The following is a 25,240-nucleotide window of genomic DNA, read 5'->3' as shown; positions in this document are numbered from 1 at the left end:
GCTGCGCCGGACAAGTCCTCGCCCGCCACCACACCGCGCGTCACGAACACCAGGCGCGAGGCCGCGAAACGCTCCTCCGCCAGCCAGCCCTGCACCAGCTCCAGCACGCGGGCCGTCCGAGCGTGCACCTCATCGACGACCGTCTCGATCACGACCACCGGCGGAACGTCCACAGGTACGTCCGCGAGAGACGCGATCTCCACAAAGTCCGAGGAGCCAGAGGCCTTCACCGGCATCCAGTCCATCCGGAACAACGCATCCCGGCCGTCGGAGCCCGCCTCGCCCACCGACACCGGGCGCACGACCAGCGACCCCACGGTCGCCACCGGGCGCCCCTCGGTGTCGGCGATCGCCAGCGACACCCCGCCGCCCGCCGACGGCGTCAGCCGCACCCGTACCGCCGACGCGCCGGAGGCGTGCAGCGCCACGTCCTCCCACGCGAACGGCACGCCGCGCTCGTCGGACCCGGTGAGCGCGACCGCGTGGAGGCAGGCGTCGAACAGCGCCGGGTGCAGGCCGAAGCCGCTCCCGTCGGTGCCCTCCGGCAGGGCGACCTCCGTGAAGACCTCGTCCCCGCGCCGCCAGACGGCCCGGAGGCCCCGGAACGCCGGGCCGTACCCGAACCCGGCCTCCGCCAGGCCCTCGTACAGCCCGGCGGCGTCGACGACCTCGGCACCGGCCGGCGGCCACACCGAGGCGTCGAACTCCGCCGGTGCCGCGCCCGAGCCCAGCACTCCGCTCGCGTGCAGGGTCCAGTCCGTCCCGTCCGTCCCGTCCGTCCCGTCCGCGTCGTCCGGCCGGGCGTGTACGGTGAGCGCGCGCCGCCCGGACGTGTCCGGCTCGCCGACCCACACCTGTACCCGCACGCCGCCCCGCTCGGGCAGGACGAGCGGGGCGGCGAGCGTCAGCTCCTCGACCAGGTCGCAGCCGACCTCGTCCCCGGCGCGCACGGCCAGCTCCACCAGCGCCGTGCCCGGCACCAGCACCGAACCCATGACGACGTGGTCCGCCAGCCACCCGTGCGACCGGGCCGACAGCCGGCCGGTGAACAGGTAGCCGTCCGTGTTGACGAGCTCGACAGCCGCGCCCAGCAGCGGGTGCTCGGCGGCACCGAGGCCCGCGAGCCGGACGTCGCCGCCGCGCGCGAGCGTGACCGCCGGCCAGTAGTGCCGGTGCTGGAACGCGTACGTGGGCACGTCCACGGTGCGGGCACCGGTCCCGGCGAGAAGGGCGCCCCAGTCGACTCGCACGCCGGTCACGTGCAGGCGCGCGAGGGCAGTCAGGACGGTCGCGTCCTCGGCCTGGTCCTTCCGAAGGACGGGGGCCAGGACGGCGTCGCCGGAGAGGGAGGCGGCCGCGAGGGCGGTGAGGACGCCGTCGGGGCCGAGCTCCAGGAGGCGCGTGACACCCGCGGCCTCCAGCGTGCGGATCCCGTCGGCGAAGCGAACGGCCTCGCGGACGTGGCGCACCCAGTAGTCGGGCGACGTCAGGCCATCGGCCAGTGCGCCGGTCAGGTTGGAGACCAACGGGATCGACGGCGCGTGGTACGTCAGTCCGTCGAGGACCGTACGGAAGTCCTCCAGCATCGGATCCATCAGCGGCGAGTGGAACGCGTGCGAGACCCGCAGCCGCGTCGTCCTGCGGTCGGCGAAGTGCGCCGCGATCGCCGAGACGGCCTCCTGCGTCCCGGAGACGACGATCGAGCGCGGGCCGTTGACGGCGGCGATCGACACGAAGTCACCCAGCAGCGGCAGGACTTCGTCCTCCGTCGCCTGCACCGCCAGCATGGCACCGCCCGCCGGAAGCGCCTGCATCAGCCGACCGCGAGCGCTCACCAGCGTGCACGCGTCCGCAAGCGAGAACACACCGGCCACATACCCGGCCGTCACCTCGCCGATCGAGTGACCGGCCACGAACTCCGGTCGCACACCCAACGATTCGAGCAGCCGGTACAGCGCCACCTCGACGGCGAACAACCCGGCCTGCGCATGCGCGGTCCGGTTCAGCAGCTCCGCGTCCGAGCCCCACACGACGTCCCGCACCGGCAGCTCCAGAGCCTCGCACACCTCGTCGAAGGCACGGGCGAACACCGGGAACCGGCCGTACAACTCCCGCCCCATCCCCAGCCGCTGCGACCCCTGCCCCGAGAACAGGAACGCCGTCCCGCCCTCACCCACAAACCCACGGGCCACCTCGACGCCGTCGACGAGCACCGCCCGGTGCGGGAAGGCCGTCCGCCCGGCCAGCGTGAACGCCACATCCGCAACCCGGAGTTCACCAACCCCTGCCAGCCGCGCGACCTGAGCGTCCAGCGCCGCCTCGGACCTGGCGGATACCACCCAGGGCATCGCCCCCGCCGTCGCCGCACCGTCCTGCACGGCCTCGGGCTCGCCCTGCTCAAGGATCACGTGCGCATTGGTCCCGCTGATCCCGAACGACGACACCCCCGCCCGACGCAGGCGGCCGCCCTCCGGCCACGCCCGCGCCTCGGCCAGCAGCTCCACCGCGCCTGCCGTCCAGTCCACGTGCGACGAAGGCGCGTCCACGTGCAGCGTGCGCGGCAGCACACCGTGCTGCATCGCCAGCACCATCTTGATCACGCCCGCGACACCGGCCGCCGCCTGGGCGTGCCCGATGTTCGACTTGATCGAGCCGAGCAGCAGCGGGACTTCGCGGTCCTGGCCGTACGTCGCGAGCAGCGCCTGCGCCTCGATCGGGTCACCCAGCGTCGTGCCCGTGCCGTGCGCCTCCACCGCGTCCACGTCCGCCGGGGACAGCCCGGCGCTCGCCAGCGCCTGCCGGATCACGCGCTGCTGCGACGGACCGTTCGGCGCGGTGAGGCCGTTCGACGCACCGTCCTGGTTGACGGCGCTACCCCGCAGGACCGCGAGGACGCGGTGCCCGTTGCGGCGGGCGTCCGACAGACGCTCCAGCACCACGACACCGACGCCCTCGCCCCAGCCCACGCCGTCCGCCGTGTCCGCGAACGAACGGCACCGCCCGTCGGCCGACAGGCCGCCCTGGCGCGAGAACTCCACGAACGTCCCCGGCGTCGACATCACCGTCACGCCGCCCGCGAGCGCCAGCGAGCACTCACCGCCGCGCAGGGCCTGCGCCGCCAGGTGCATCGCCACGAGCGACGACGAGCACGCCGTGTCCACCGTGACCGCCGGGCCCTCGAAGCCGAAGGTGTAGGACACCCGGCCGGAGGCGACGCTGGGGGCACTGCCGTTGCCCCGGAAGCCCTCGAACTCCTCCCCGTCCAGGAGCGAACGGTAGTCGGTGTACATGATGCCCGCGAAGACGCCGGTCCGGCTGCCGCGCAGGGACACCGGGTCGATGCCGGCCCGCTCGAAGGCCTCCCACGACGTCTCCAGCAGCAGGCGCTGCTGCGCGTCGGTCGCCAGCGCCTCGCGCGGACTCATCCCGAAGAACTCGGGGTCGAACTCCCCGGCGTCGTGCAGGAACGCGCCCCGCCGGGTGTACGACGTGCCCGGGACGGACCGGTCCTCGCTGTAGAGCGCGTCGATGTCCCAGCCGCGGTTCGCCGGGAAGTCGGACACCGCGTCCACGCCGTCGGCCACCAGCCGCCACAGGTCCTCCGGCGACTCGACACCGCCCGGGTAGCGGCAGGCCATGCCGACGACGACCACCGGGTCGTCCGACGACACCGGGAGCGCCGACGGGAGTTCCTCGGCCTCCTCGGCGCCGAACAGGCCCTCCAGTACGAAGCCCGCCAGCGCGCTCGCCGTCGGGTAGTCGAACACCACCGTGGCCGGCAGCTGGAGACCGGTCGCCGACCGCAGCCGGTTCCGCAGTTCCACCGCCGTCAGCGAGTCGAAGCCGAGATCCTGGAACGCCCGCAATGGGTCGACCACCGAGCCGCCCTCGTGGCCCAGGACCACGGCGATCCGGTCGCGCACCAGCTCCAGGACGGCCGCCCGCCGCCCGTCCTCGCCCAGGCCCGAGAGCCGCTGCGCGAGGCCCGCCGAAGCGGCCGAGCCCGCGGCCACCGCGCGCCGGACCCGGCCGCGCACGAGTCCGCGCAGCAGGGCGGGCACCTGGTCCTGGGCCCGCAGCGCCGCGAGGTCCAGCCGGACGGGCAGGATCGCGGGCTCGCCCGCCGCGAGCGAGGCGTCGAACAGGGCGGCGCCCTCGGCGGGGGTGAGCTCCGGCATCCCCGAGCGGGCGATCCGGTGCAGGTCGACGTGGGCGAGCGTGCCGATCATGCCGCCGTCGCGGGTCCACGGACCCCAGGCCTGCGAGACGGCGGGCAGTCCGAGCGCGCGGCGGTGGACAGCGAGCGCGTCGAGGTAGGCGTTGCCCGCCGCGTAGGCGGCCTGGCCCGGGCCGCCGAAGACGCCGGAGACGGAGGAGAACAGGACGAAGGCCGCCAACGCGCGGTCCTTCGTGGCCTCGTGCAGGTGCCAGGCGGCGTCCGCCTTCGGGCGCAGGACGGCGGAGACGCGCCCGGCGGTCAGGGAGCCGATCACGCCGTCGTCGATCACGCCGGCCGTGTGGACGACCGCGCGGATCTCGTGCCGGGCGAACAGGTCGGCCACTGCCGCCGGATCGGCGACGTCACACGCCTCGACGACGGCCTCCGCCCCGGCCGCCGCCAGCTCGGCGAGCAGGTCGTCCGTGCCCTCGGCGTCGGCGCCCCGGCGGCTGACCAGCAGCAGCTGCCGCACGCCGTGCTCGACGGCCAGGTGCCGGGCCACGACCCGGCCCAGGCCGCCCGTCCCACCGGTGATCAGGACCGTGCCCTCGCCGGCCCACACGACCGGTTCGCCCGCCGATTCGGCGCGCACGAGCCGGGCCGCGAGGACCTCCCCGTCACGGACGAGCAGTTGCGGCTCGTCCAAGCCCAGGGCAGCGGGCGGCAGCTCTTCCGAACCCGCCAGATCCACCAGGCCGAACCGGCCCGGCTCCTCCGACATCGCCGACCGCACCAGACCCCATGCCGCAGCGCCCGGCAGGTCCTCGCCGGCCACCACGCCGCGCGTCACGAACACCAGCCGGGAGGCCGCGAAACGCTCCTCCGCCGACCAACCCCGCACCAGCTCCAGCGCGCGGACCGTACGCGCGTGCACGTCGGCGTCCGCCGGTCGGACCACCACCACCGGCGGCACGTCGGCCGGCACCTCCGCCAGCGACTCGACCGCCGCGAACTCCGGAGCAGCCCCGGTCTTCACCGGAACCCAGTCCACCCGGAACAGCCCGTCCCGCGCCGGCGCCGGCTCCCCGCTCGACACCGCGCGCAGGACCAGCGACCCCACGGACGCCACCGGCAGGCCCTCGGCGTCGGCGAGCGCCACCGCGACGGACTCCTCGCCGGTCCGGGTGGCGCGCACGCGCACCGAGGACGCGCCGGAGGCGTGCAGCGACACGTCCTCCCACGAGAACGGCACGAGGCCGTGCGGCATCCCGTTGACGGCCGTCACGTGCAGGGCGGCGTCGAGCAGCGCCGGGTGCAGACCGTATCCGGTGCCCTCGGTGCCCTCCGGCAGGGCGACGTCGGCGAAGACCTCGTCGCCGCGCCGCCAGGCCGCCCGCAGGCCCTGGAACACCGGGCCGTAGGCGTAGCCGCCGTCGGCCATGCCCTCGTACAGCCCGGTCAGGTCGACCGCCTCGGCGCCGGCCGGCGGCCAGACCGACGTGTCGAACGCGGTGCGCGTCTCCCCCACGGCCAGGACGCCGCTCGCGTGCTGGTCCCAGGCGCGGCCGTCGCCGCCTTCGGGCCGGGAGGCGATGGTGAAGGTACGGCGGCCGTTCTCGTCGGCCGCGCCGACCCGCAGTTGCAACTGGACGCCCTCGCGCTCGGGCAGGACGAGCGGTGCGGCCAGGGTCAGTTCCTCGACGCGGTCGCAGCCGGCCTCGTCCCCGGCTCGGACGGCCAGTTCGAGGAACGCGGTGCCGGGCAGCAGGACACTGCCGCCCACGACGTGGTCGGCGAGCCAGGGGTGGGACTGGCGGGAGAGCCGGGACGTGAACAACAGGCCTTCGTCATCGGAGAGTTCGAGCGATGCGGAGAGCAGCGGGTGGTCGGCGGTGTCGAGGCCCGCCGCGCCGAGGTCACCGGCGGTCGCGGGGGCGGTCACGGGCCAGTAGCGGCGGTGCTGGAAGGCATAGGTCGGCAGGTCGACCGGGCGGACTGCGGTGCCGGCGAAGAGCGCGACCCAGTCGACCGGCGCGCCGGTGACGTGCAGGCGCGCCAGGGCCGTCAGGACGGTCGTGTCCTCGTCCTGGTCCTTGCGGAGGGCGGAGGCCAGCACGGCGTCGCCGGAGAGCGAGGAGGCCGCCAGCGCGGTGAGGACACCGTCGGGGCCGAGCTCCAGGAAGCGGGTGACGCCGGCCTCCTCCAACGCGCGGACGCCGTCGGCGAAGCGGACGGCTTCGCGGACGTGGCGCACCCAGTAGTCCGCCGAGCACAGCTGCTCGGGAGCGGCTGCCTCCCCCGTCAGGTTGGAGATGACCGGGATCGAAGGAGCGGCGTACGTCAGCCCGTTGAGGACGGCGCGGAACTCCTCCAGCATCGGGTCCATCAGTGGCGAGTGGAACGCGTGCGAGACCCGCAGCCGGGTCGTCTTACGGTCGGCGATGTGCGCGCGGACCGCCTCGACGGCCTCCTCGCTACCGGAGACGACCACCGACGAGGGCCCGTTCACGGCGGCGATCGACACGAACTCATCCAAAAGCGGCAGGACTTCGTCCTCCGTCGCCTGCACCGCCAGCATCGCGCCACCCGAAGGCAGCGCCTGCATCAGGCGACCACGGGCGCTGACCAGCGCGCACGCGTCGGCGAGCGAGAACACCCCGGCCACGTGCGCGGCCGCCACCTCACCGATCGAGTGTCCGGCCACGAACTCCGGCCGCACGCCGAGCGATTCGACCAGCCGGTACAGCGCCACCTCGACGGCGAAGAGCGCCACCTGGGCGAACTCCGTCCGGTTCAGCGGCTCCTCGTTCGATCCCCAGAGGACGTCCCGAAGCGGGAGGTCCACCGAGCCGCACACCGCGTCGAAGGCCCGAGCGAACACCGGGAAGCGCTCATACAACTCCCGGCCCATCCCGAGCCGCTGCGACCCCTGCCCGGAGAACAGGAACGCCGTCCCGCCGCCCCGGACCGCACCCTCGACGGCCCCGCCCGAGCCCGCCGCCAGCGCGTCGAGCCCGCGCAGCAGTGCGTCCTGGTCGGAACCGACCACCACGGCCCGGTGGTTGAGCATCGAGCGGCTCGTGGCCAGCGCCGCCGCGACGTCCGCGGCCGGCAGGCCCGCCGCGACCTCGCGCAGCCGGGCGGCCTGGGCGCGCAGCGCGTCCGGCGTCCGGCCGCTCAGCACCCACGGCACGACGGCCGGGACCGGGGCGGCCTCCGCGGGCTCCTCCGCCACAACCTCGTCCGCCTGCTCCAGGACCACGTGCGCGTTGGTCCCGCTGATGCCGAAGGCCGAGACGCCCGCCCGGCGCGGACGCCCGGTCTCCGGCCAGTCGCGGGCTTCCGTCAGCAGCTCGACGGCGCCCGCCGTCCAGTTCACGTGCGAGGACGGCTCGTCGACGTGCAGGGTGGCCGGCAGCACCCCGGCGCGCAGCGCCATGACCGTCTTGATCACACCCGCGACGCCGGCCGCCGCCTGGGCGTGGCCGATGTTCGACTTGACGCCGCCGAGGTGGAGCGGCCGGTCGGCGGGCCGGTCCTGGCCGTAGGTCGCGAGCAGGGCCTGGGCCTCGATCGGGTCGCCCAGGGTCGTCCCCGTGCCGTGGGCCTCGACGGCGTCGACCTGGTCGGGGGTGAGGCGGGCGTTGGCGAGCGCGGCGCGGATGACGCGCTGCTGCGAGGGGCCGTTGGGGGCGGTCAGGCGGCTGCTGGCGCCGTCCTGGTTGACGGCGGTGCCCCGGACGACGGCGAGGACCTCGTGGCCCAGGCGCCGGGCGTCCGAGAGCCGCTCGACGAGCAGGACTCCGACGCCCTCGGCCCAGGAGGTGCCGTCCGCGGCCTCCGCGAAGGGCTTGCAGCGCCCGTCGGGGGCGAGGCCGCGCTGGCGGGAGAACTCGGTGAACAGGCGGGTGGTCGGCATGACGGCGACGCCCCCGGCGACGGCCATCGAGCACTCACCGGCGCGCAGCGCGCGGACCGCGAGGTGGAGGGCGACGAGGGCGGAGGAGCACGCGGTGTCGACGGTGACGGCCGGGCCCTCCAGCCCGAGGGTGTAGGCGATGCGGCCGGAGAGGACGCTGACGGCTCCGCCGGTGAGGAGGTGGCCCTCGGTCTCCTCGGTCTGGCGGGCGAGGGAGCCGTAGTCGGTGTCGGCGCCGCCGATGAACACGCCGGTGTCGCTGCCGCGCAGGGCGGCGGGGGCGATGCGGGCGCGCTCGATGGCCTCCCAGGCGGATTCGAGGAGGAGCCGCTGCTGCGGGTCCATGGCGAGGGCCTCGCGGGGGGCGATGCCGAACAGCTCGGCGTCGAAGTCGGCGACGCCGTCGAGGAACCCGCCGTGGCGCACGTAGCTCTTGCCGGGGGTGCCGGGGGTGGGGTCGTAGAGGCCCCCGATGTCCCACCCGCGGTCCTCCGGGAGGTCGCCGATGGCGTCGGCGCCGTCGGCGACGAGCCGCCAGAGGTCCTCCGGGGTGCGGACGCCGCCGGGGTAGCGACAGGCCATCCCGATGATCGCGATCGGCTCGCCGTCCCTCGCCTCGACGGACTCCAGGCGCTGCCTCGTGCGCCGCAGGTCCGCGGTGACCTTCTTGAGGTAGTCGCGGAGCTTGTCCTCGGAGGTGCTGGCCATGGGTGGGAAACCTCGCAGTTCGGCAGGGTGGTACGGGTCCGTGGGACGGCCCGGGGGCGGACGACCCCGGGACCGGTCCTCAGGCGAGTCCGAGCTCGCGGTCGATCAGGTCGAACATCTCGTCGTCCGTGGTGTCGTCGAGCGCGTCGTCCGGCTCGTCGGCGACCGCGGGCGACTCGGTGCCATCGCCGTCGAGCCGCCACTGGAGGCTCTTGAGGCGGGCGAGGAGGCGGGTCCGGGAGTCGGCGTCCAGTTCGGTGGCGCCGAGCACGCTCTCCAGCTCGTCGAGTTCGGCGAAGACGGGCCGGGCGGGTGCCGCGGTGCCGGTGGGCGCGCCGACCAGGTCGCGCAGGCGCCCGGCGAGCGCGGTGGGCGACGGGTGGTCGAAGATCGTCGTGGTGGGCAGCCGCAGGCCGAGTTCGGCGTTGAGGCGGTTGCGCAGCTCGACGGCGGTCAGGGAGGACATGCCGAGGTCGAGGAACCCGCGCTCGGGTTCGACGGCCTGCGGCGAACCGTGGCCGAGGACGGCGGCGAGGTGGCCGATGACGACGTCCAGCAGCAGCTTCTCCTGCTGGGCGGCGGCGAGGCCGGGCAACCGGTCCAGGACGCCCCGGTCGGCGGTCGCCGTGCTCCCGGCGGGGCCTGCGGCCGTGCGCCGGGTAGCGGCGCGGCGGAGCGCGAGTTCGGCGAAGAGCGGCGCGGCCCCGGCCGTGGCGAGGGCGCGCCGGTCGAGCCGGATCGGGGCCAGGTGCGGCCGGTCGGCGCCGCTCGCGGCGTCGAGCAGGGCGAGGCCCTGGACGGCCGTGAGCGGCAGCATGCCGGAGCGTGCGAAGCGGGCGATGTCCACGGCGTCAAGCGTGGACGTCATTCCACTCGATTCTCCCCAGTATCCCCACGCGAGGGAGACGGCCGGGCGGCCCTCGGCGCGGCGGTGGTGGGCGAGGGCGTCGAGGAAGGCGTTGGCGGCGGCGTAGTTGGCCTGGCCGGGGCCGCCGGCCGTGGCCGCGAAGGAGGAGAACAGGACGAAGGCGGAGAGGTCGAGGTGGCTGGTCGCCTCGTGGAGGTTCCACCCGGCGTCGACCTTGGGGCGCAGCACCTCGGTGAGCTGGTCGTCCGTCAGGCTTTCGAGCAGTCCGTCGTGCAGGATGCCGGCCGCGTGGACGACGCCGGTGAGCGGGTGCTCGGCGGGGACGGTGGCGAGGAGCGCGTCGAGGGCGGCGCGGTCGGCGGTGTCGCAGGCGGCGATGCGGGCGTCGGCGCCGAGGGCCGTGAGGTCGGCGAGGAGTTCGGCGGCGCCGGGGGCGTCGGGGCCTCGGCGGCCGGTGAGCAGGAGGTGGCGCGCACCGTGTTCGGTGACGAGGTGGCGGGCGACGAGGGTGCCGAGGGTGCCGGTGCCGCCGGTGATCAGGACGGTGCCGGCGGGGTTCCAGGTCCACGCTCGGCCTCCCCCGGGTGCCACGGGGCGCAGCCGGGGTGCCGTCACCTCGCCGCCGCGGACGGCCAGGCGCGGCTCGTCGGGGACGGCGAGGGCTGCGGGCAGGGCGGCGTCGGAGGCCGGGTCGCCGTCGAGGTCGACGAGGAGGAAGCGGCCGGGGTTCTCGGACTGGGCGGAGCGGATGAGGCCGTGGGCCGCCGCCTGGGCGAGGACGGTGGCGTCGGTGGAGGGGGCCGCGGCCTCGGCGCCGTGGGTGAGCAGGGCGAGGCGGGCGTCGGCGAGCCGGGGCTCGCCGAGCCAGGCGCGGGCGAGGCCGTGGGCGGCCCGGACAGCGCGGTGCGCGCCGGTGACGGGGGCGCCGTCGTCGGCCGCGGTGAGGCGGTGGACGACGGTGGCGGGTGCGGGCTCTCCGGCGTCGAGGGCGGCGGTGAGGTCGGCGAGGTCGGTGTAGGCACGGGCGCCGAGGGCGGCGGTGAGGGCGTCGTCGTCGCCGAGGACGGCCATGTCCCTGAGGTCGGCGGCAGCGACCTCGCTCTTGGGTACCGGGGCCCACTCGACCGCGTAGAGCGGGTCGGCCGCCGGGGCTAGGTGCTCGGCCGCGATCGGGCGGACGGTGACGGCCTCGACGGTGAGCACGGGGGCGCCGTCGGCGTCGGCGGCGGTCAGCGCGTGGCCGCCGTCGGCGGCTGGGGTGAGCCGGACGCGGAGCAGGGCGGCGCCGGTGGCGTGGACGGTGACGCCGCGCCAGTCGGCGGGCTGGGCGGGGTCGGTGCCGCCCGGGAGCGCGGCGAGCAGGGCCTGGAGCAGACCGGGGTGGACGCGGAAGCCGGCCGTCTCGGTGCGGTGCTCCTCGGGCAGGGCGACCTCGGCGAACATCTCGTCGCCGCGCCGCCAGCGCGCCAGGACGGTGCGGAAGCGCTCGCCGTACTCGGTGCCGTCCGGCTCGACGGTGTCCACCGCCCGGGCGCCGGCGGGGGGCCATTCGGTGAGGGCCGTGCCGGCGGCACCGCCAGTGGTCGGAGTGCCCGTGGTCAGGGCGCCGGTGGTCAGGGCGCCGGTGGCGTGGCGGGTCCACGGGGTGTCGTCGGGCGCGCCGGTCGGGCGGGCGTGGACGGTGAGGACCCGTCGGCCGTCGGCGTCGGCGGGCCCCGCGGTGAGCTGGAGGTCGACGGTGCCGTGCTCGGGCAGGGTCAGCGGGGTGAGCTCGGTGAGCTCGGCGACGCTCGGGCAGCCGGCCTCGTCGCCGGCCCGCACGGCCCAGTCGAGCAGCGCGGTGCCCGGCACGACGGCGGTGCCACGCACCCGGTGGTCGGCCGTCCAGGGGTGCGTCGTGGCGCCGATCCGGCCGGTGAGCAGCACGGTGTCGGCGTCCGCGAGGCGGACGGCACGGTCCAGCCCGCAGGGTTCGAGGGGCGCGCCGGTGCGGGCGGCGTCCTGGGCGAGCCAGTAGCGGCGGCGCTGGAAGGCGTAGGTGGGCAGGTCGACGGGCCGGCCGCCGGCGAGGGCGGGCCGCCAGTCGATCCGCACGCCGCACACATGGGCCTCGGCGAGGGAGGTCAGCAGCCGGGCCGGGCCGCCGTCCTCGCGCCGGACGGTGCCGAGCACGACGGCCTGGGCGCCCGCGTCGGCCGCGGTGTCCTCGACGGCCATGGCGAGCACGGGGTGCGGGCTGCATTCCAGGAAGGCGTCGTGGCCCTGGGCGAGCAGGGCGCGGACGGACTCCTCCAGGCGGACGGTCTGCCGCAGGTTCCGGTACCAGTACCCGGCGTCGAGCGGGGTGTCGCCGAGCCAGTCGGCGGTGACGGTGGAGAGGAACGGGATGCGGGCCTCGCGCGTGGTCAGTCCGGCGAGTTCGGCGAGGAGGGTCTCCTCGATCCGCTCGACCTGGGCGGAGTGGGAGGCGTAGTCGACGGGGATGCGCTTGGCCCGGACGCCGTCGCGGGCGCAGCCGGCCAGGAGGTCGTCGAGGGCGGCGGTCTCGCCGGAGACGACGACGCCGGACGGGCCGTTGGCGGCGGCCACCGAGATCCGGCCGCCGTAGGGCTCGATGCGGGCGAGGACGTCGGCCTGGGCCTGCGGCACCGACACCATGCCGCCGTGGCCGGAGAGGCTGCGGGCGATGGCCTGGCTGCGCAGGGCGACGACCTTCGCACCGTCCTCCAGGGAGAGCGCGCCGGCCACGCAGGCGGCGGCGATCTCGCCCTGGGAATGGCCGAGGACGGCGGCGGGGGTGACGCCGTGGGCCTGCCAGCAGGCGGCGAGCGCGATCATGGTGGCCCACAGCGCGGGCTGGGCGACGTCGACGCGGTCGAGTGACGGCGCGTCCGGCCCGCCGCGCAGGACGGCGTCGAGGGACCAGTCCGTCCAGGGGGCGAGGGCCCGTCCACAGGCGGCGATCCGCTCGGCGAACTCCGGTGAGGTTTGCAGCAGTTCGGCGCCCATGCCGTTCCACTGGGAGCCCTGGCCGGGGAAGACGAGGACAACCCGACGGTCGCGCCCGGCGCCGTGTCGGCCGGTGACGACGCCCGGGGCGGGGGTTCCGTCGGCGAGCGCGGCGAGGCCGGCCCGCAGGTCCTCGGTGCCGGTGCCGGTGCCGACGACGGCAGCGCGGTACTCCAGGAGGGCGCGGCCGGTGGCCAGGGAGTGGGCGAGGTCGAGCGGCGCGGCGGCGCTGACGTCGAGGTGGTCGAGCAGCGCGCGGGCCTGGCCGCGCAGGGCTTCGGCGCTGCGGGCGGAGAGCAGCCAGGGCAGGGCAGGACGCTTGGGCGCGGGGGCGGCCTCGGGCTCGTGGTCCGGGGCCTGCTCGAGGATCACGTGGGCGTTGGTGCCGCTGAGGCCGAAGGAGGAGACCCCGGCGCGGCGGGGCCGTCCTGTGGCGGGCCAGTCGCGGGCCTCGGTGAGCAGGTCGACGGCGCCCTCCGTCCAGTCGACGTGCGTGGTGGGCCGGTCGATGTGGAGGCTCCGCGGGAGGGCGGCGTACCGCAGGGCGAGGACGGTCTTCATCACCCCGGCGACCCCGGCGGCGGCCTGGGCGTGGCCCAGGTTGGACTTCACCGAGCCGACGAGGAGCGGGAGTTCGCGGTCCTGGCCGTAGGCGGCGAGGAGCGCCTGGGCCTCGATCGGGTCGCCGAGGCGGGTGCCGGTGCCGTGTGCCTCGACGGCGTCGACCTCGGCGGGCGTCAGACCGGCGTCGGCCAGGGCGGCCCGGATCACCCGCTGCTGGGACGGGCCGTTCGGGGCGCTGAGCCCGTTGCTGGCACCGTCCTGGTTGACGGCCGAGCCTCGCACGACGGCCAGCACCGGGTGCCCGTTTCGCTCGGCGTCCGACAGCCGCTCGACGAGCAGCACGCCGACGCCCTCGGAGAAGCCGGTGCCGTCGGCGGCGTCGGCGAAGGGCTTGCAGCGGCCGTCGGCGGCCAGGCCGCGCTGGCGGGCGAAGTCGACGGGGATCATCGGCGTCGACATCACCGTGACGCCGCCCGCGAGCGCGAGCGTGCACTCGCCGCCGCGCAGCGCGCGGACCGCGAGGTGGAGCGCCACCAGGGACGACGAGCAGGCGGTGTCGACGGTGACCGCCGGGCCCTCCAAGCCGAGGGTGTAGGCGACACGACCGGAGATCACGCTCGCGGCGTTGCCGGTGCTGACGTACGGCGCGGCCTCGTCGGGGATGCGGCCGACCCGGTCGAGGTAGTCGCTGGAGGACAGGCCGGCGAAGACGCCGGTGCGGCTGCCGCGCAGCGTGCCGGGGTCGATGCCGGCGCGCTCGATGGCCTCCCACGAGGTCTCCAGGAGGAGCCGCTGCTGCGGGTCCATCGCGAGGGCCTCATGGGGGCTGACGCCGAAGAACGCGGCGTCGAAACCGGCGGCGTCGGCGAGGAAGCCGCCCTCGCGGGTGCGGGAGGAGTCGGGGTGGTCGGGGATGCCGTCGTAGAGGCCGTCGAGGTCCCAGCCGCGGTCGGTGGGGAAGGGGGCGATGGCGTCGGTGCCGGCGGACAGCAGGGTCCACAGGTCGTCGGGGGTCGCGACGCCGCCGGGGAAGCGGCAGGCCATGCCGACGATCGCGATCGGCTCGTCGGCGGTCTGGAGAGCCGCACCGGCCGCGGTCGCCGCGCCGGTGCCGGTGAGGCCGTCGGCCAGGTGCCCGGCGAGGGCCCCGGGGGTGGGGTGGTCGAACACGAGGGTCGCGGGCAGCCGCAGGCCGGTCGCGGCGTTGAGGCGGTTGCGCAGTTCCACGGCGGTCAGGGAGTCGAGGCCGAGCTCGCGGAACGGCCGGGTGGCGTGGACCTGGTCGGCCGAGGCGTGGCCGAGGACGGCCGCGGTGCATCCGCTCACCAGGTCGAGCAGCACTGCGGCGCGGTCGGCCGCGCTGAGCCCGGCGAGGCGGGCGCGCAGCCCGTCTGCGGCCTGGGCGCCCTGCGCGGTGCGGCGGGCCGGGGTACGGACCAAAGATCGCAGCAGGGACGGGAGTTCGGCCGCGCCGCGGGCTCGCAGGGCGGCGGTGTCGAGGCGGACGGGCACGAGGAGGGCGCGGTGGTCGGCGAGGGCCGCGTCGAACAGGGCGAGGCCGTCGGGGGTACTGAGGGTCAGCGCGCCGGACTGCTCGGCGCGGGCCCGGTCGGTCGCGCCGAGGTGCGCGGTCATCGTGCCGGCCTGCGCCCACAGGCCCCAGGCGAGGGCCGTGGTGGGCAGGCCTGCGACGCGGCGGTGCTGGGCGAGGGCGTCGAGCCAGGCGTTGGCGCCGGCGTAGTTGCCCTGGCCGGGCGAGCCGAAGACGCCGGCGGCGGAGGAGAACAGGACGAGGTCGGCGAGGTCGAGTCCGCGGGTGAGCTCGTGCAGGTGGCGGGCGGCGTCCGCCTTGGGGCGCAGCACGGCGGCGAGCCGGTCGGCCGTCAGGCCTTCGACGACGCCGTCGTCGAGGACACCGGCCGCGTGGACGACGGCCGTGAGCGGGTGCTCGGCGGGCACGGCGGCCAGGAGGGCCGCCAGGGCGTCGCGGTCGGCGGCGTCGCACGCGGCGACGGTGACCTCGGCGCCGAGGGCGGTCAGCTCCTCGGTGAGGGCTGCCGCTCCGGGGGCGTCGGGGCCGCTGCGGCCGGCGAGCAGCAGGTGCCGCACGCCGCGTGCAGCGACCAGGTGGCGGGCGAGTTCGGCGCCGAGGGTGCCGGTGCCGCCGGTGATCAGGACGGTGCCGTCGGCGGCCCACGGGCGCGGGACGGTGAGCACGATCTTGCCGGTGTGCCGGGCCTGGGCCATGTACCGGAAGGCCTCGCGGGCGCGGGTGACGTCCCAGCAGGTGAGCGGGAGCGGCCGCAGGGCGCCCTGTTCGAACAGCTCGACCAGGTCGGCGAGCATCTGCCCGATCCGCTCGGGCCCGGCCTCCTGGAGGACGAACGCCTGGTAGCGGGCGCCGCCGTGGGCGGCGGCGACCTCCTCGGCGTCGCGGACGTCGGTCCTGCCCATCTCGATCAGCCGCCCGCCGGGGCCGAGGAGGCGCAGCGAGGCGTCGACGTACTCCCCCGCGAGGGAGTTGAGGACGACGTCCACGCCAGCGCCGCCGGTGGCGGTGCGGAAGCGCTCCTCGAAGTCGAGGGTGCGGGAGGAGGCGATGGCCGTGTCGGGCAGGCCGTCGGCGCGCAGGAGGCGCTGCTTGGGCTCGCTCGCGGTGCCGTAGACCTCGGCGCCCCAGAGGCGGGCGAGCTGGGTGGCGGCCATGCCGACGCCGCCGGTCGCGGCGTGCACGAGGAGGCGTTCGCCGCGCTGGAGGTCGGCGAGGTCGCGCAGGGCGTAGTAGGCGGTGAGGAAGACGACGGGGACGGACGCGGCCTGGGCGAAGGTCCAGCCCCGGGGGACGCGGGCGAGCAGGCGGTGGTCGGTGACGGCTAGCGGGCCGAACCCGCCGGGGACCATGCCCAGCACGCGGTCGCCGACGGCGAGTCCGGTGACGCCGGGGCCGAGTTCGCGCACGACGCCGGCGGCCTCGGAGCCGAGGAAGCGGGCGCCGCCCGGGTACATGCCGAGGGAGTTGAGGACGTCGCGGAAGTTGAGGCCGGCGGCGTGGACCTCGATGCGCACCTCGCCCTCTTCGAGCGGCGCGGCCGTGTCGGGGCTCGGCAGGAGTTCGAGGTTGTCGACGGTGCCCTTGGTACGGATGTCGAGGCGCCACGGGCCGTCGGGCACGGGCAGCGGCTCGGCGGTGTGGGCGCGGGCCAGGCGGGGGGCGTGGGCGGCGCCGTGGCGCAGCGCGAGCCTGGGTTCGCCGGTGGCGAGTGCGGCGGGCAGGGCGTGCCAGGAGGCGGGGTCGTCGTCCAGGTCGGCGAGGACGATCCGGCCGGGGTGCTCGCTCTGGGCGGAGCGGACGAGGCCGTGGACGGCGGCGGCGGGCAGGTCGTGGACGTCCTCGGCGGGGTCGGCGGCGACGGCGCGGCGGGTGGTCACGAGCAGGGTGGCGTCGGGGCGGTCGTCGGCGAGCCGGTCCTGGAGGACGGCGAGGGCGCGTTCGAGGGCGGCGAGCGGGTCGTCGCCGCTCAGTCCGACGAGCGTGACGTCCGCATCGTCGGTGAACGTGATCCCCGCCCCGGCGAGGGCCGCCGCGTGGGCGGGCGGCTCGCCGAGGACGGACCAGCGGGCGGGGGCCGGTCCGGGCTCGGGGAGGGTCAGGGCCGGCCAGTCGACGTGGAAGAGCGCCTCGCGGGCCACCCGGGCGGCCGGATCGAGGGCGGCCCGGGCGAGCGGGCGCACCGCCAGTGCCTCGATGGCGGCCACCGGGCGGCCGGTCGGGTCGGCCATCTCGACGGACACCGCGTCGGGCCCGGCCGGGGTGAGCGTCACCCGCAGCGCGGTGGCCCCGGCGGCGTGGAGGGTGACGCCGGTCCAGGCGAACGGCAGCCCGGGGCGACCCCGCAGCGGGCCGAGCCCGGCGGGGTGCAGGGCTGCGTCGAGGAGGGCGGGGTGCAGGCCGTAGCGGGCGGCGTCGGCGCGGGCCGGCGCGGGCAGCTCGACCTCGGCGTGGACGGCGGTGCCGAGGCGCCAGGCCGCTCGCACGCCCTGGAACACCGGGCCGTAGCAGTAGCCGTCCTCGCTCAGGCCCGGATAGAAGCCGCTGACGTCGATCGGCTCGGCGCCGGCGGGCGGCCAGGCGGCGGTCCCCGGCGCGGGCGCCGATGCCGGCTGGGCCCCGGCCCCGGCGGGGGCGACGGCGCCGTCGGCGTGCCGGGTCCAACCCTCGGGCGCCTGCGCGTCGGCCGGGCGGGTGTGCAGGGCGACCGGGCGCCGGCCGGTGTCGTCCGGGGCGCCGATCTCGATCTGCACCTGGAGCGCACCGCGCTCGGGCAGCAGGACGGGCGCGTGCAGGGTCAGTTCCTCGATGCGCCCGCAGCCGAGCTCGTCGCCGGCCCGGACGACCGCCTCGACCAGCGCGGCGCCGGGCACCACGACGGTGCCCGCGACGGCGTGGTCGGCGAGCCACGGGTGGGTGTGCAGCGACCAGCGGGCGGTGGCCACCAGCCCGCCGCCCTGGGCGAGTTCGACGGCGGCGCCGAGCAGCGGGTGCTCCGGCGCGGCCAGCCCCGCCGTGGTGACGTCGCCGCCCGTCCCGCCCGGGCGCGGCCAGTAGCGCTGCCGCTGGAACGGGTAGGTCGGCAGCTCGACGGCGCGCGCGCCGGTACCGGCGAAGAGCAGGTCCCAGTCCACCCGGGCGCCGTGGTTGCGGGCGTCGGCGAGGGCGAGGAGGAAGCGGTCGGGGCCGCCCTCGTCGCGGCGCAGGGTGCCGAGGGCGGCGGCGGGCAGGCCGCTGTCCTCGATCGTCTCCTGGACGCCGGTGGTCACCACGGGGTGCGGGCTGACCTCGACGAACACCCGGTGTCCGGCGGCCAGCAGAGTGCGGGTGGCCTGCTCGAACTCCACGGTGTGGCGCAGGTTGCGGTACCAGTAGGCGGCGTCCAGCCCGGCGGTGTCGAGCACGGTGCCGGTGACGGTCGAGCAGAACGGGACATCGGCGCTGCGCGGGGCGATCGGCGCGAGGAGGTCGAGCAGCTCGTGCTCGATGCGCTCGACGTGGGCGGAGTGCGAGGCGTAGTCGACGGGGACGCGGCGGGCCCGCACGCCGGACCGCTCGCAGTCGGCGACCAGCTCGTCCAGGGCCTCGGGGTCGCCCGAGACGACCACCGAGGCGGGGCCGTTGACGGCGGCGACGCAGACGCGCCCGTCCCAGCGCGTCAGCCGCTCGCGGACGGCGGCGACCGGCTCGGCCACCGAGACCATGCCGCCGAGGCCCGCGAGCTTCCGGATCGCCCGGCTGCGCAGGGCGACCACGCGGGCGGCGTCGTCCAGGGAGAGCGCGCCGGCCACGCAGGCGGCGGCGATCTCGCCCTGCGAGTGGCCGAGGACGGCGGCCGGTTCGACGCCGTGCGCGCGCCACAGTTCGGCGAGCGAGACCATGACGGCGAACAGCACGGGCTGCACGACGTCGACCCGGTCGAAGCCCGGCGCACCGGGTTCGCCGCGCAGCACGTCCGTCGCCGACCAGTCGGTGAACGGCTCCAGCGCGGCTGCGCACTCGGTGAAGCGCTGCGCGAACACCGGTGCGGTGTCGAGGAGTTCGACGGCCATACCGGCCCACTGGGAGCCCTGGCCGGGAAAGACGAAGACCGGTGCGCCCTCCCCGGCGACCTGGCCCTCCAGGACGGCGGGGGTTGCGCGGCCGTCGGCGAGCGCGTCCAGGCCGTCCAGGAGCGCCGCCCGGTCGGGCGCGACGACGGCCGCGCGGTGCTCCAGCGCGGCGCGCGTCGTGACGAGCGAGCGAGCGACGTCGTCGAGGGCGGGCTCGGTGGCACGGACGTGGGCGGCGAGTCGGCGGGCCTGCCCGCGCACGGCCTCGGGGGTCCGGGCGGACAGCAGCCAGGGCAGCGGACGGGCGGCGGCCGGGCGCTCGGGCAGCGGCTCGGGCGCGGGGACGGCTTCGAGGATCACGTGGGCGTTGGTGCCGCTGACGCCGAACGAGGAGACGCCGGCGCGCGGCGGCCGTCCGGTCGCGGGCCACGCCCGGGCCTCGCTCAGCAGCTCGACGGCGCCGGAGCTCCAGTCGACCTGCGCGGTCGGCCCGTCGATGTGCAGGGACTTCGGGAGCTCGCCGTGCCGCATCGCGAGCACGGTCTTCATCACGCCGGCGACCCCGGCGGCGGCCTGGGTGTGGCCGAGGTTGGACTTCACCGAGCCGAGGAGCAGCGGGAGTTCGCGGTCCTGCCCGTAGGCGGCCAGGAGGGCCTGGGCCTCGATCGGGTCGCCGAGGCGGGTGCCGGTGCCGTGCGCCTCGACGGCGTCGACCTCGGCGGGCGTCAGGCCGGCGTCGGCCAGGGCGGCCCGGATCACCCGCTGTTGCGACGGGCCGTGGGGCGCGGTGAGGCCGTTGGAGGCGCCGTCCTGGTTGACGGCGGAGCCGCGCACGACGGCGAGGACGGGGTGCCCGAGGCGCCGCGCGTCGGAGAGCCGCTCGACGAGCAGCACGCCGACGCCCTCGGCCCAGCCCGTCCCGTCCGCAGCGGCGGCGAACGGCTTGCAGCGGCCGTCGGGAGCCAGGCCGCGCTGGCGGGAGAACTCGACGAACACCTGCGGCGTGGACATCACCGTCACGCCGCCCGCGAGCGCCAGCGAGCACTCACCGCGGCGAAGGGCCTGGGCGGCCAGGTGCAGGGCGACCAGCGAGGACGAGCACGCGGTGTCGACCGTGACGGCCGGGCCCTCCAGGCCGAGGGTGTAGGCGACGCGCCCTGAGATCACGCTCGCGGCGTTTCCCGTCATCACATGCCCGGCCACGCCCTCCCGGGCCGGGTCCAGCAGCACCTGGTAGTCCTGGAAGTTGGAGCCGACGAACACGCCGGTCCGCGAGACGCGCAGCGCCCCGGGGTCGATGCCGGAGCGCTCGACGGCCTCCCAGACCGTCTCCAGCAGGAGCCGCTGCTGCGGGTCCATCGCGAGGGCCTCGCGCGGCGAGATGCCGAAGAAGGCGGCGTCGAAGTCGGCCGGGGCGGTGAGGAACCCGCCCTCGGCGACGTAACTGGTGCCCTCGTGGTCCGGATCCGGGTGGTACAGGCGGTCGGTGTCCCAGCCGCGGTCGGCCGGGAACGGACCCACCGCGTCGCGGCCCTCGGCGAGCAGTTGCCAGAGGTCCTCCGGCGACTCGATGCCGCCGGGGAAACGGCAGGCCATCGCGACGATCGCGATCGGCTCGTCGGCGGCGACGGCGGGGGCCGCGAACGTCTCGCCGGCGGCCGTACCGGCCAGTTCGGCGCGCAGGTGCGCGGCGACGGCGGCCGGGGTCGGCCGGTCGAACAGCAGGGTGGCGGGCAGGCGCAGCCCGGTCACGGCCGTGAGGCGATTGCGCAGCTCGACGGCGGTCAGCGAGTCGAACCCGAGGTCCCGGAACGCCCGGGCGGCGTCGACCGTCGCGGTGGAGGCGTGCCCGAGGACGGCGGCGGCCTCGGTACGGACGAGCTCCAGCAGCAGGCGCTCCTGCTCGTCGGCACCGCGGCCGCGCAGCCGATCGGCCGGCGGGGAGTCGGTGGTCGTCGCGGCGACGCCCTGGTGGACCGCGCGACGCACCTCGGGCAGGTCCGCGATGAGCGCGCTCGGGCGGGCGGCGGTGAGCACGGGGGCGAGCGCGCTCCAGTCCACGTCCGCCACGGTGAGCCCGGAGGCATCCGCGAGCAGGGCCCGGCTCAGCGCGGCGACCGCCCGCTCCGGGTCCATCGGGGCGAGCCCGCTGCGCCGCAGCCGCCCGGTGAGGCCCGGGTGGTCCCCCGCCATGCCGCCCCCGGCCCAGGGGCCCCAGGCGACGGCGGTGGCGGGCAGCCCGGCGGCGCGGCGGTGCTCGGCGAGGGCGTCGAGGTAGGCGTTCGCGGCAGCGTAGTTGGCCTGGCCGGGGTTGCCGAGGACGCCGGTGATCGAGGAGAACAGGACGAACAGGGCGAGGTCGTGCCCGGCCGTCAGCTCGTGGAGGTTGCGGGCGGAGACGGCCTTGGCGCGGAGCACGGCGTCGAAGCGGTCGGCCGTGAGGCCTTCCAACACGCCGTCGTCGAGGACACCGGCGGCGTGGACGATGCCGGTCACCGGGTGTTCGGCCAGCAGGGCGGCGAGCGCGTCGTGGTCGGCGACATCGCACGCGGCGACGGTGACGCGGGCCCCGAGGGCGGCCAGCTCGTCGCTCAGCTGCCGCACGCCGGGGGCCTCGCGGCCACGGCGCCCGACGAGCAGGAGGTGCTCGGCACCGGCGGACGCCAGCCAGCGGGCGACGTGGGCACCGAGGGCGCCGGTGCCGCCGGTGACGAGGACGGTGCCTCGGGGGGCGGTCCAGCCGGCGGGGGCGACGGCCGCCGCGCGCCCGTCCGTACCGGTCGCGGCCGCGCGGGTCGACTCCGCCGGCAGGTGGCGGCGGGTCAGACGGCGGGCGTAGGCGCCGGAGCCGCGCAGGGCGAGCTGGTCCTCGGCGCTCTGGGCGAGGAGACCGGCCAGGCGGACGGCGGTGCGGGCGTCGGGGGTGGCGGGCAGGTCGATCAGCCCGCCCCAGCGGTGCGGGTGCTCCAGCGCGGCCACCCGACCGAGGCCCCACAGCTGCGCCTGCTCCGGCTCGCGCACCCGGTCGGCGCCCTCGGCCGCGACGGCGCCCCGGGTGAGGCACCAGAGCCGCGCCGGACCGCCGGCGGCCTCCAGGGTGCGCAGCAGCTCGACGGTCGCGGGCAGGTAGCGGGGCACGAGGTGGTGGTCGGAATGCGGGCGGCTGTCGGCGGCGAGGAAGGACAGGACGCCGGCGACCGGCTCGGCGGAGCCGTCCGCGAGCAGGGCGTCCACGTCCTCGACCCCCGCCGCGCGCTCGATCCGCAGGCCTCGCTCGGCCAGGGCGTCGAGGACGGTGGCGGGCCAGTCGCCCGCCGCGTCCGCCGCGCCTTCCGGCATGACGGCGAGCCAACGGCCGGCCGGGACGGTGTCGGTGAGGCCGTGCACGGGCGCCCAGGCCGTCCCGTACGTCCAGCCGTCGAGCGTGCCCAGCAGACGCCGCTGCCCGCGCCAGGAGGCCAGGACCGGCAGCAGGCGGTCGAGCGAGGCCTCGGCGGCCTCCTCCGCGATCCCGAGGACCGCCGACGCCTCCCGCAGGTCGCCGGCCTCGACGGCCGTCCAGAACGCGTCCTCGACCGGGTCGGCGGAGGGCGCGCCCGCGTCGCGGCGCTGGAGCTCGGGCAGCCAGTAGCGCTGCCGCTGGAACGCGTACGTCGGCAGATCGACGCGACGGCCGCCGGACCCGGCGAGCACCGCCGCCCAGTCCGGGCCCGCGCCGCGCACGTGCAGGCGGGCGAGGGCCGTCAGGAGGGCCGGCTCCTCGGGACGGTCCTTGCGGAGGACGGCGGCCAGGGCCGCGTCGGCGGGCAGCGAATCGGCCGCCAGCGCGGTGAGGACACCGTCGGGGCCGAGGTCGAGGAAGCGGGTGACTCCGGCCTCGTGCAGGTTGCGGATGCCGTCGCCGAAGCGGACGGCCTCGCGGACGTGGCGCACCCAGTAGTCGGGCGACGTCGGGCCCTCCGCCAGGTCGCCGGTCAGGTTGGAGACCAGCGGGATCGTCGGCGCGCTGTAGTTCAGCCCGTTGAGGACGGCGCGGAAGTCCGCCAGCATCGGGTCCATCAGTGGCGAGTGGAACGCGTGCGAGACCCGCAGCCGGGTCGTCTTGCGGTCGGCGAAGTGCGCGCGGACCGCCTCGACGGCCTCCTCCGTGCCGGAGACGACGACGGAGCTCGGGCCGTTCACGGCGGCGATCGACACGAACTCGCCCAGCAACGGCAGGACTTCCTCCTCCGTCGCCTGCACGGCCAGCATCGCGCCGCCCTCCGGCAGCGCCTGCATCAGACGGCCACGAGCACTGACCAGCTTGCAGGCGTCCTCCAGCGAGAACACCCCGGCCACGTGCGCGGCGGCCACCTCACCGATCGAGTGCCCGGCCACGAACTCCGCCCGCACGCCGAACGATTCGAGCAGCCGGTAGAGCGCCACCTCGACGGCGAACAGCCCGGCCTGGGCGAACTCCGTCCGGTTCAGCAGCTCCCCGTCCGCACCCCACACCACCTCGCGCACGGGTAGCTCCAGCTCCCCGCACACCGCGTCGAAGGCCTCCGCGAACACCGGGAAGCGCTCATACAACTCCCGGCCCATGCCCAGCCGCTGCGAGCCCTGCCCGGAGAACAGGAACGCCGTCGCCCCCTTCTCGACGGCACCCGTGGCAACGCCCGCTCCCCCGCCCCCGGCCGCGACGGCGTCCAGGGCGCGCAGGCGCTCCTCCGGGTCGGCCGAGACGACGACGGCCCGGTGGGCCATGGCCGTCCGGCCGGTCGCCAGGGAGTACGCGACGTCGGCCGGGTCGAACGGTCCGCGCGTCCGGAGGTGGGTGGCCAGACGTCCGGCCTGGGCCCGCAGGGCCGTCTCGTCGTGCGCCGACAGCACCCACGGCAGCGACGCCCCGGGCGCGGCCTCCGGCGCGACGCCACCGGCGGGCTCCGCCGGCGCCGCCTCCAGCACGACGTGCGCGTTGGTGCCGCTCACACCGAAGGAGGAGACCGCCGCCCGGCGGGGCCACGCGTTGGCGAGCCATTCCCGGGCCTCGCCCAGCAGTTCGGCGGCGCCGGCGGTCCAGTCGACGTGCGGGGTCGGGGCATCGAGGTGCAGGGTGCGCGGCAGCAGGCCGTACCGCATCGCGAGCACCGTCTTGATCACCCCGGCCACACCGGAGGCGGCCTGGGTATGGCCGGTGTTGGACTTCAACGCGCCGATGAGCACCGGCCGTTCGCGGTCCTGCCCGTACGTCGCGAGCAGGGCCTGCGCCTCGATCGGATCGCCGAGCCGCGTGCCCGTGCCGTGCGCCTCGACGGCGTCCACCTCGGCGGGCGGCAGACCGGCGTCAGCGAGAGCGGCCCGGATCACGCGCTCTTGCGACGGGCCGTTGGGCGCCGTCAGCCCGTTCGAGGCTCCGTCCTGGTTGACGGCGGAGCCCCGCACGACGGCCAGCACCGGGTGACCGAGGCGTTGCGCGTCGGACAGCCGCTCGACCAGCAGAATCGCTGCTCCCTCGCTCCAGGCGGTGCCGTCGGCCGCCGCCGCGAAGGGCTTGCACCGGCCGTCGGCGGCGAGGCCGCCCTGCCGGGAGAACTCGGTGAACATCTGCGGGCCGGACATCACCGTCACGCCGCCCGCGAGCGCGAGGGTGCACTCGCCGCGGCGCAGCGACTGCACGGCGAGGTGCAGGGCGACGAGGGAGGAGGAGCACGCGGTGTCGACCGTGATGGCCGGGCCTTCGAGGCCGAGGACGTAGGAGATGCGGCCGGAGGCGACGCTGACGGTGTTGCCGGTCAGCAGGTGCCCGGCGGCGGTCTCGGTGACCTGGCCGCCGGCGGTGGTGGCGCTGTCGTAACCGCCGTGCCCGGCACCGACGAACACGCCGGTCGGGGTGCCGGCCAACGTCCCGGGGTCGATGCCGGCCCGTTCGACGGCCTCCCAGGCGGTCTCCAGGAGGATCCGCTGCTGGGGGTCCATGGCCAGGGCCTCGCGCGGGGAGATGCCGAAGAACCCGGCGTCGAACTCGCCCGCGTCGTGCAGGAACCCGCTCTCGCGGGAGGTGACCGCGCCCTCGGGCAGGTCCCAGCCGCGGTCGGCGGGGAAGGCGGAGACGGCGTCGACGCCGTCGCGCACCAGCTCCCAGAGCTCCTCCGGGGAGGCGACCCCGCCCGGCAGCCGGCAGGCCATGCCGACCACGGCGATCGGCTCCCGGTGCTGCTCGGTCACCTCGCGGAGCTGCTCGCGGGTCTCGTGGAGGTCCGCGATCGCCCGCTTCAGGTAGTCGCGGAGCTTGTCTTCGTTCGACATCGGGACGTCAACCTCTCCGGGGGTGTGACTGGGAACGCCGTGCGGGAAGGGCCCTGCCGGACGCCAGGTCCGGCGCCGCGCGCGAACCCCTGACGTCGGGTCCGACCCGTCGCCCGCCCAGTCT

At 76.4% G+C, this 25,240-nt stretch carries 2 protein-coding genes; both read right to left on the bottom strand.

Features of this window, described 5'->3' with window-relative positions:
• Positions 1-8,786: type I polyketide synthase (locus tag ABTY61_RS33985; protein ID WP_350509010.1), on the bottom strand; the 8,786-nt coding region annotated here is incomplete at its 3' end.
• A gap of 79 nt (positions 8,787-8,865) precedes the next feature.
• Positions 8,866-25,116 carry a type I polyketide synthase gene (locus ABTY61_RS33980; protein ID WP_350509009.1) on the bottom strand — a complete coding sequence of 5,417 codons (16,251 nt, stop codon included), beginning with the start codon at positions 25,114-25,116 and terminating at the stop codon, positions 8,866-8,868.
• Positions 25,117-25,240: the final 124 nt, after the last annotated feature.

Origin of the sequence: Kitasatospora sp. NPDC096128 (genome assembly GCF_040303105.1) — a bacterium.
In the GTDB taxonomy this organism is placed as follows: Bacteria; Actinomycetota; Actinomycetes; order Streptomycetales; family Streptomycetaceae; genus Kitasatospora.
The sequence above is the reverse complement of the archived record's forward strand: the minus strand, read 5'-3'. Positions and strand labels throughout refer to the sequence as shown.

Coding starts and splice junctions, on each gene's coding strand:
- ABTY61_RS33980 (WP_350509009.1), bottom strand. CDS start 25,116: ATGTCGAACGAAGACAAGCTCCGCGACTACCTGAAGCGGGCGATCGCG.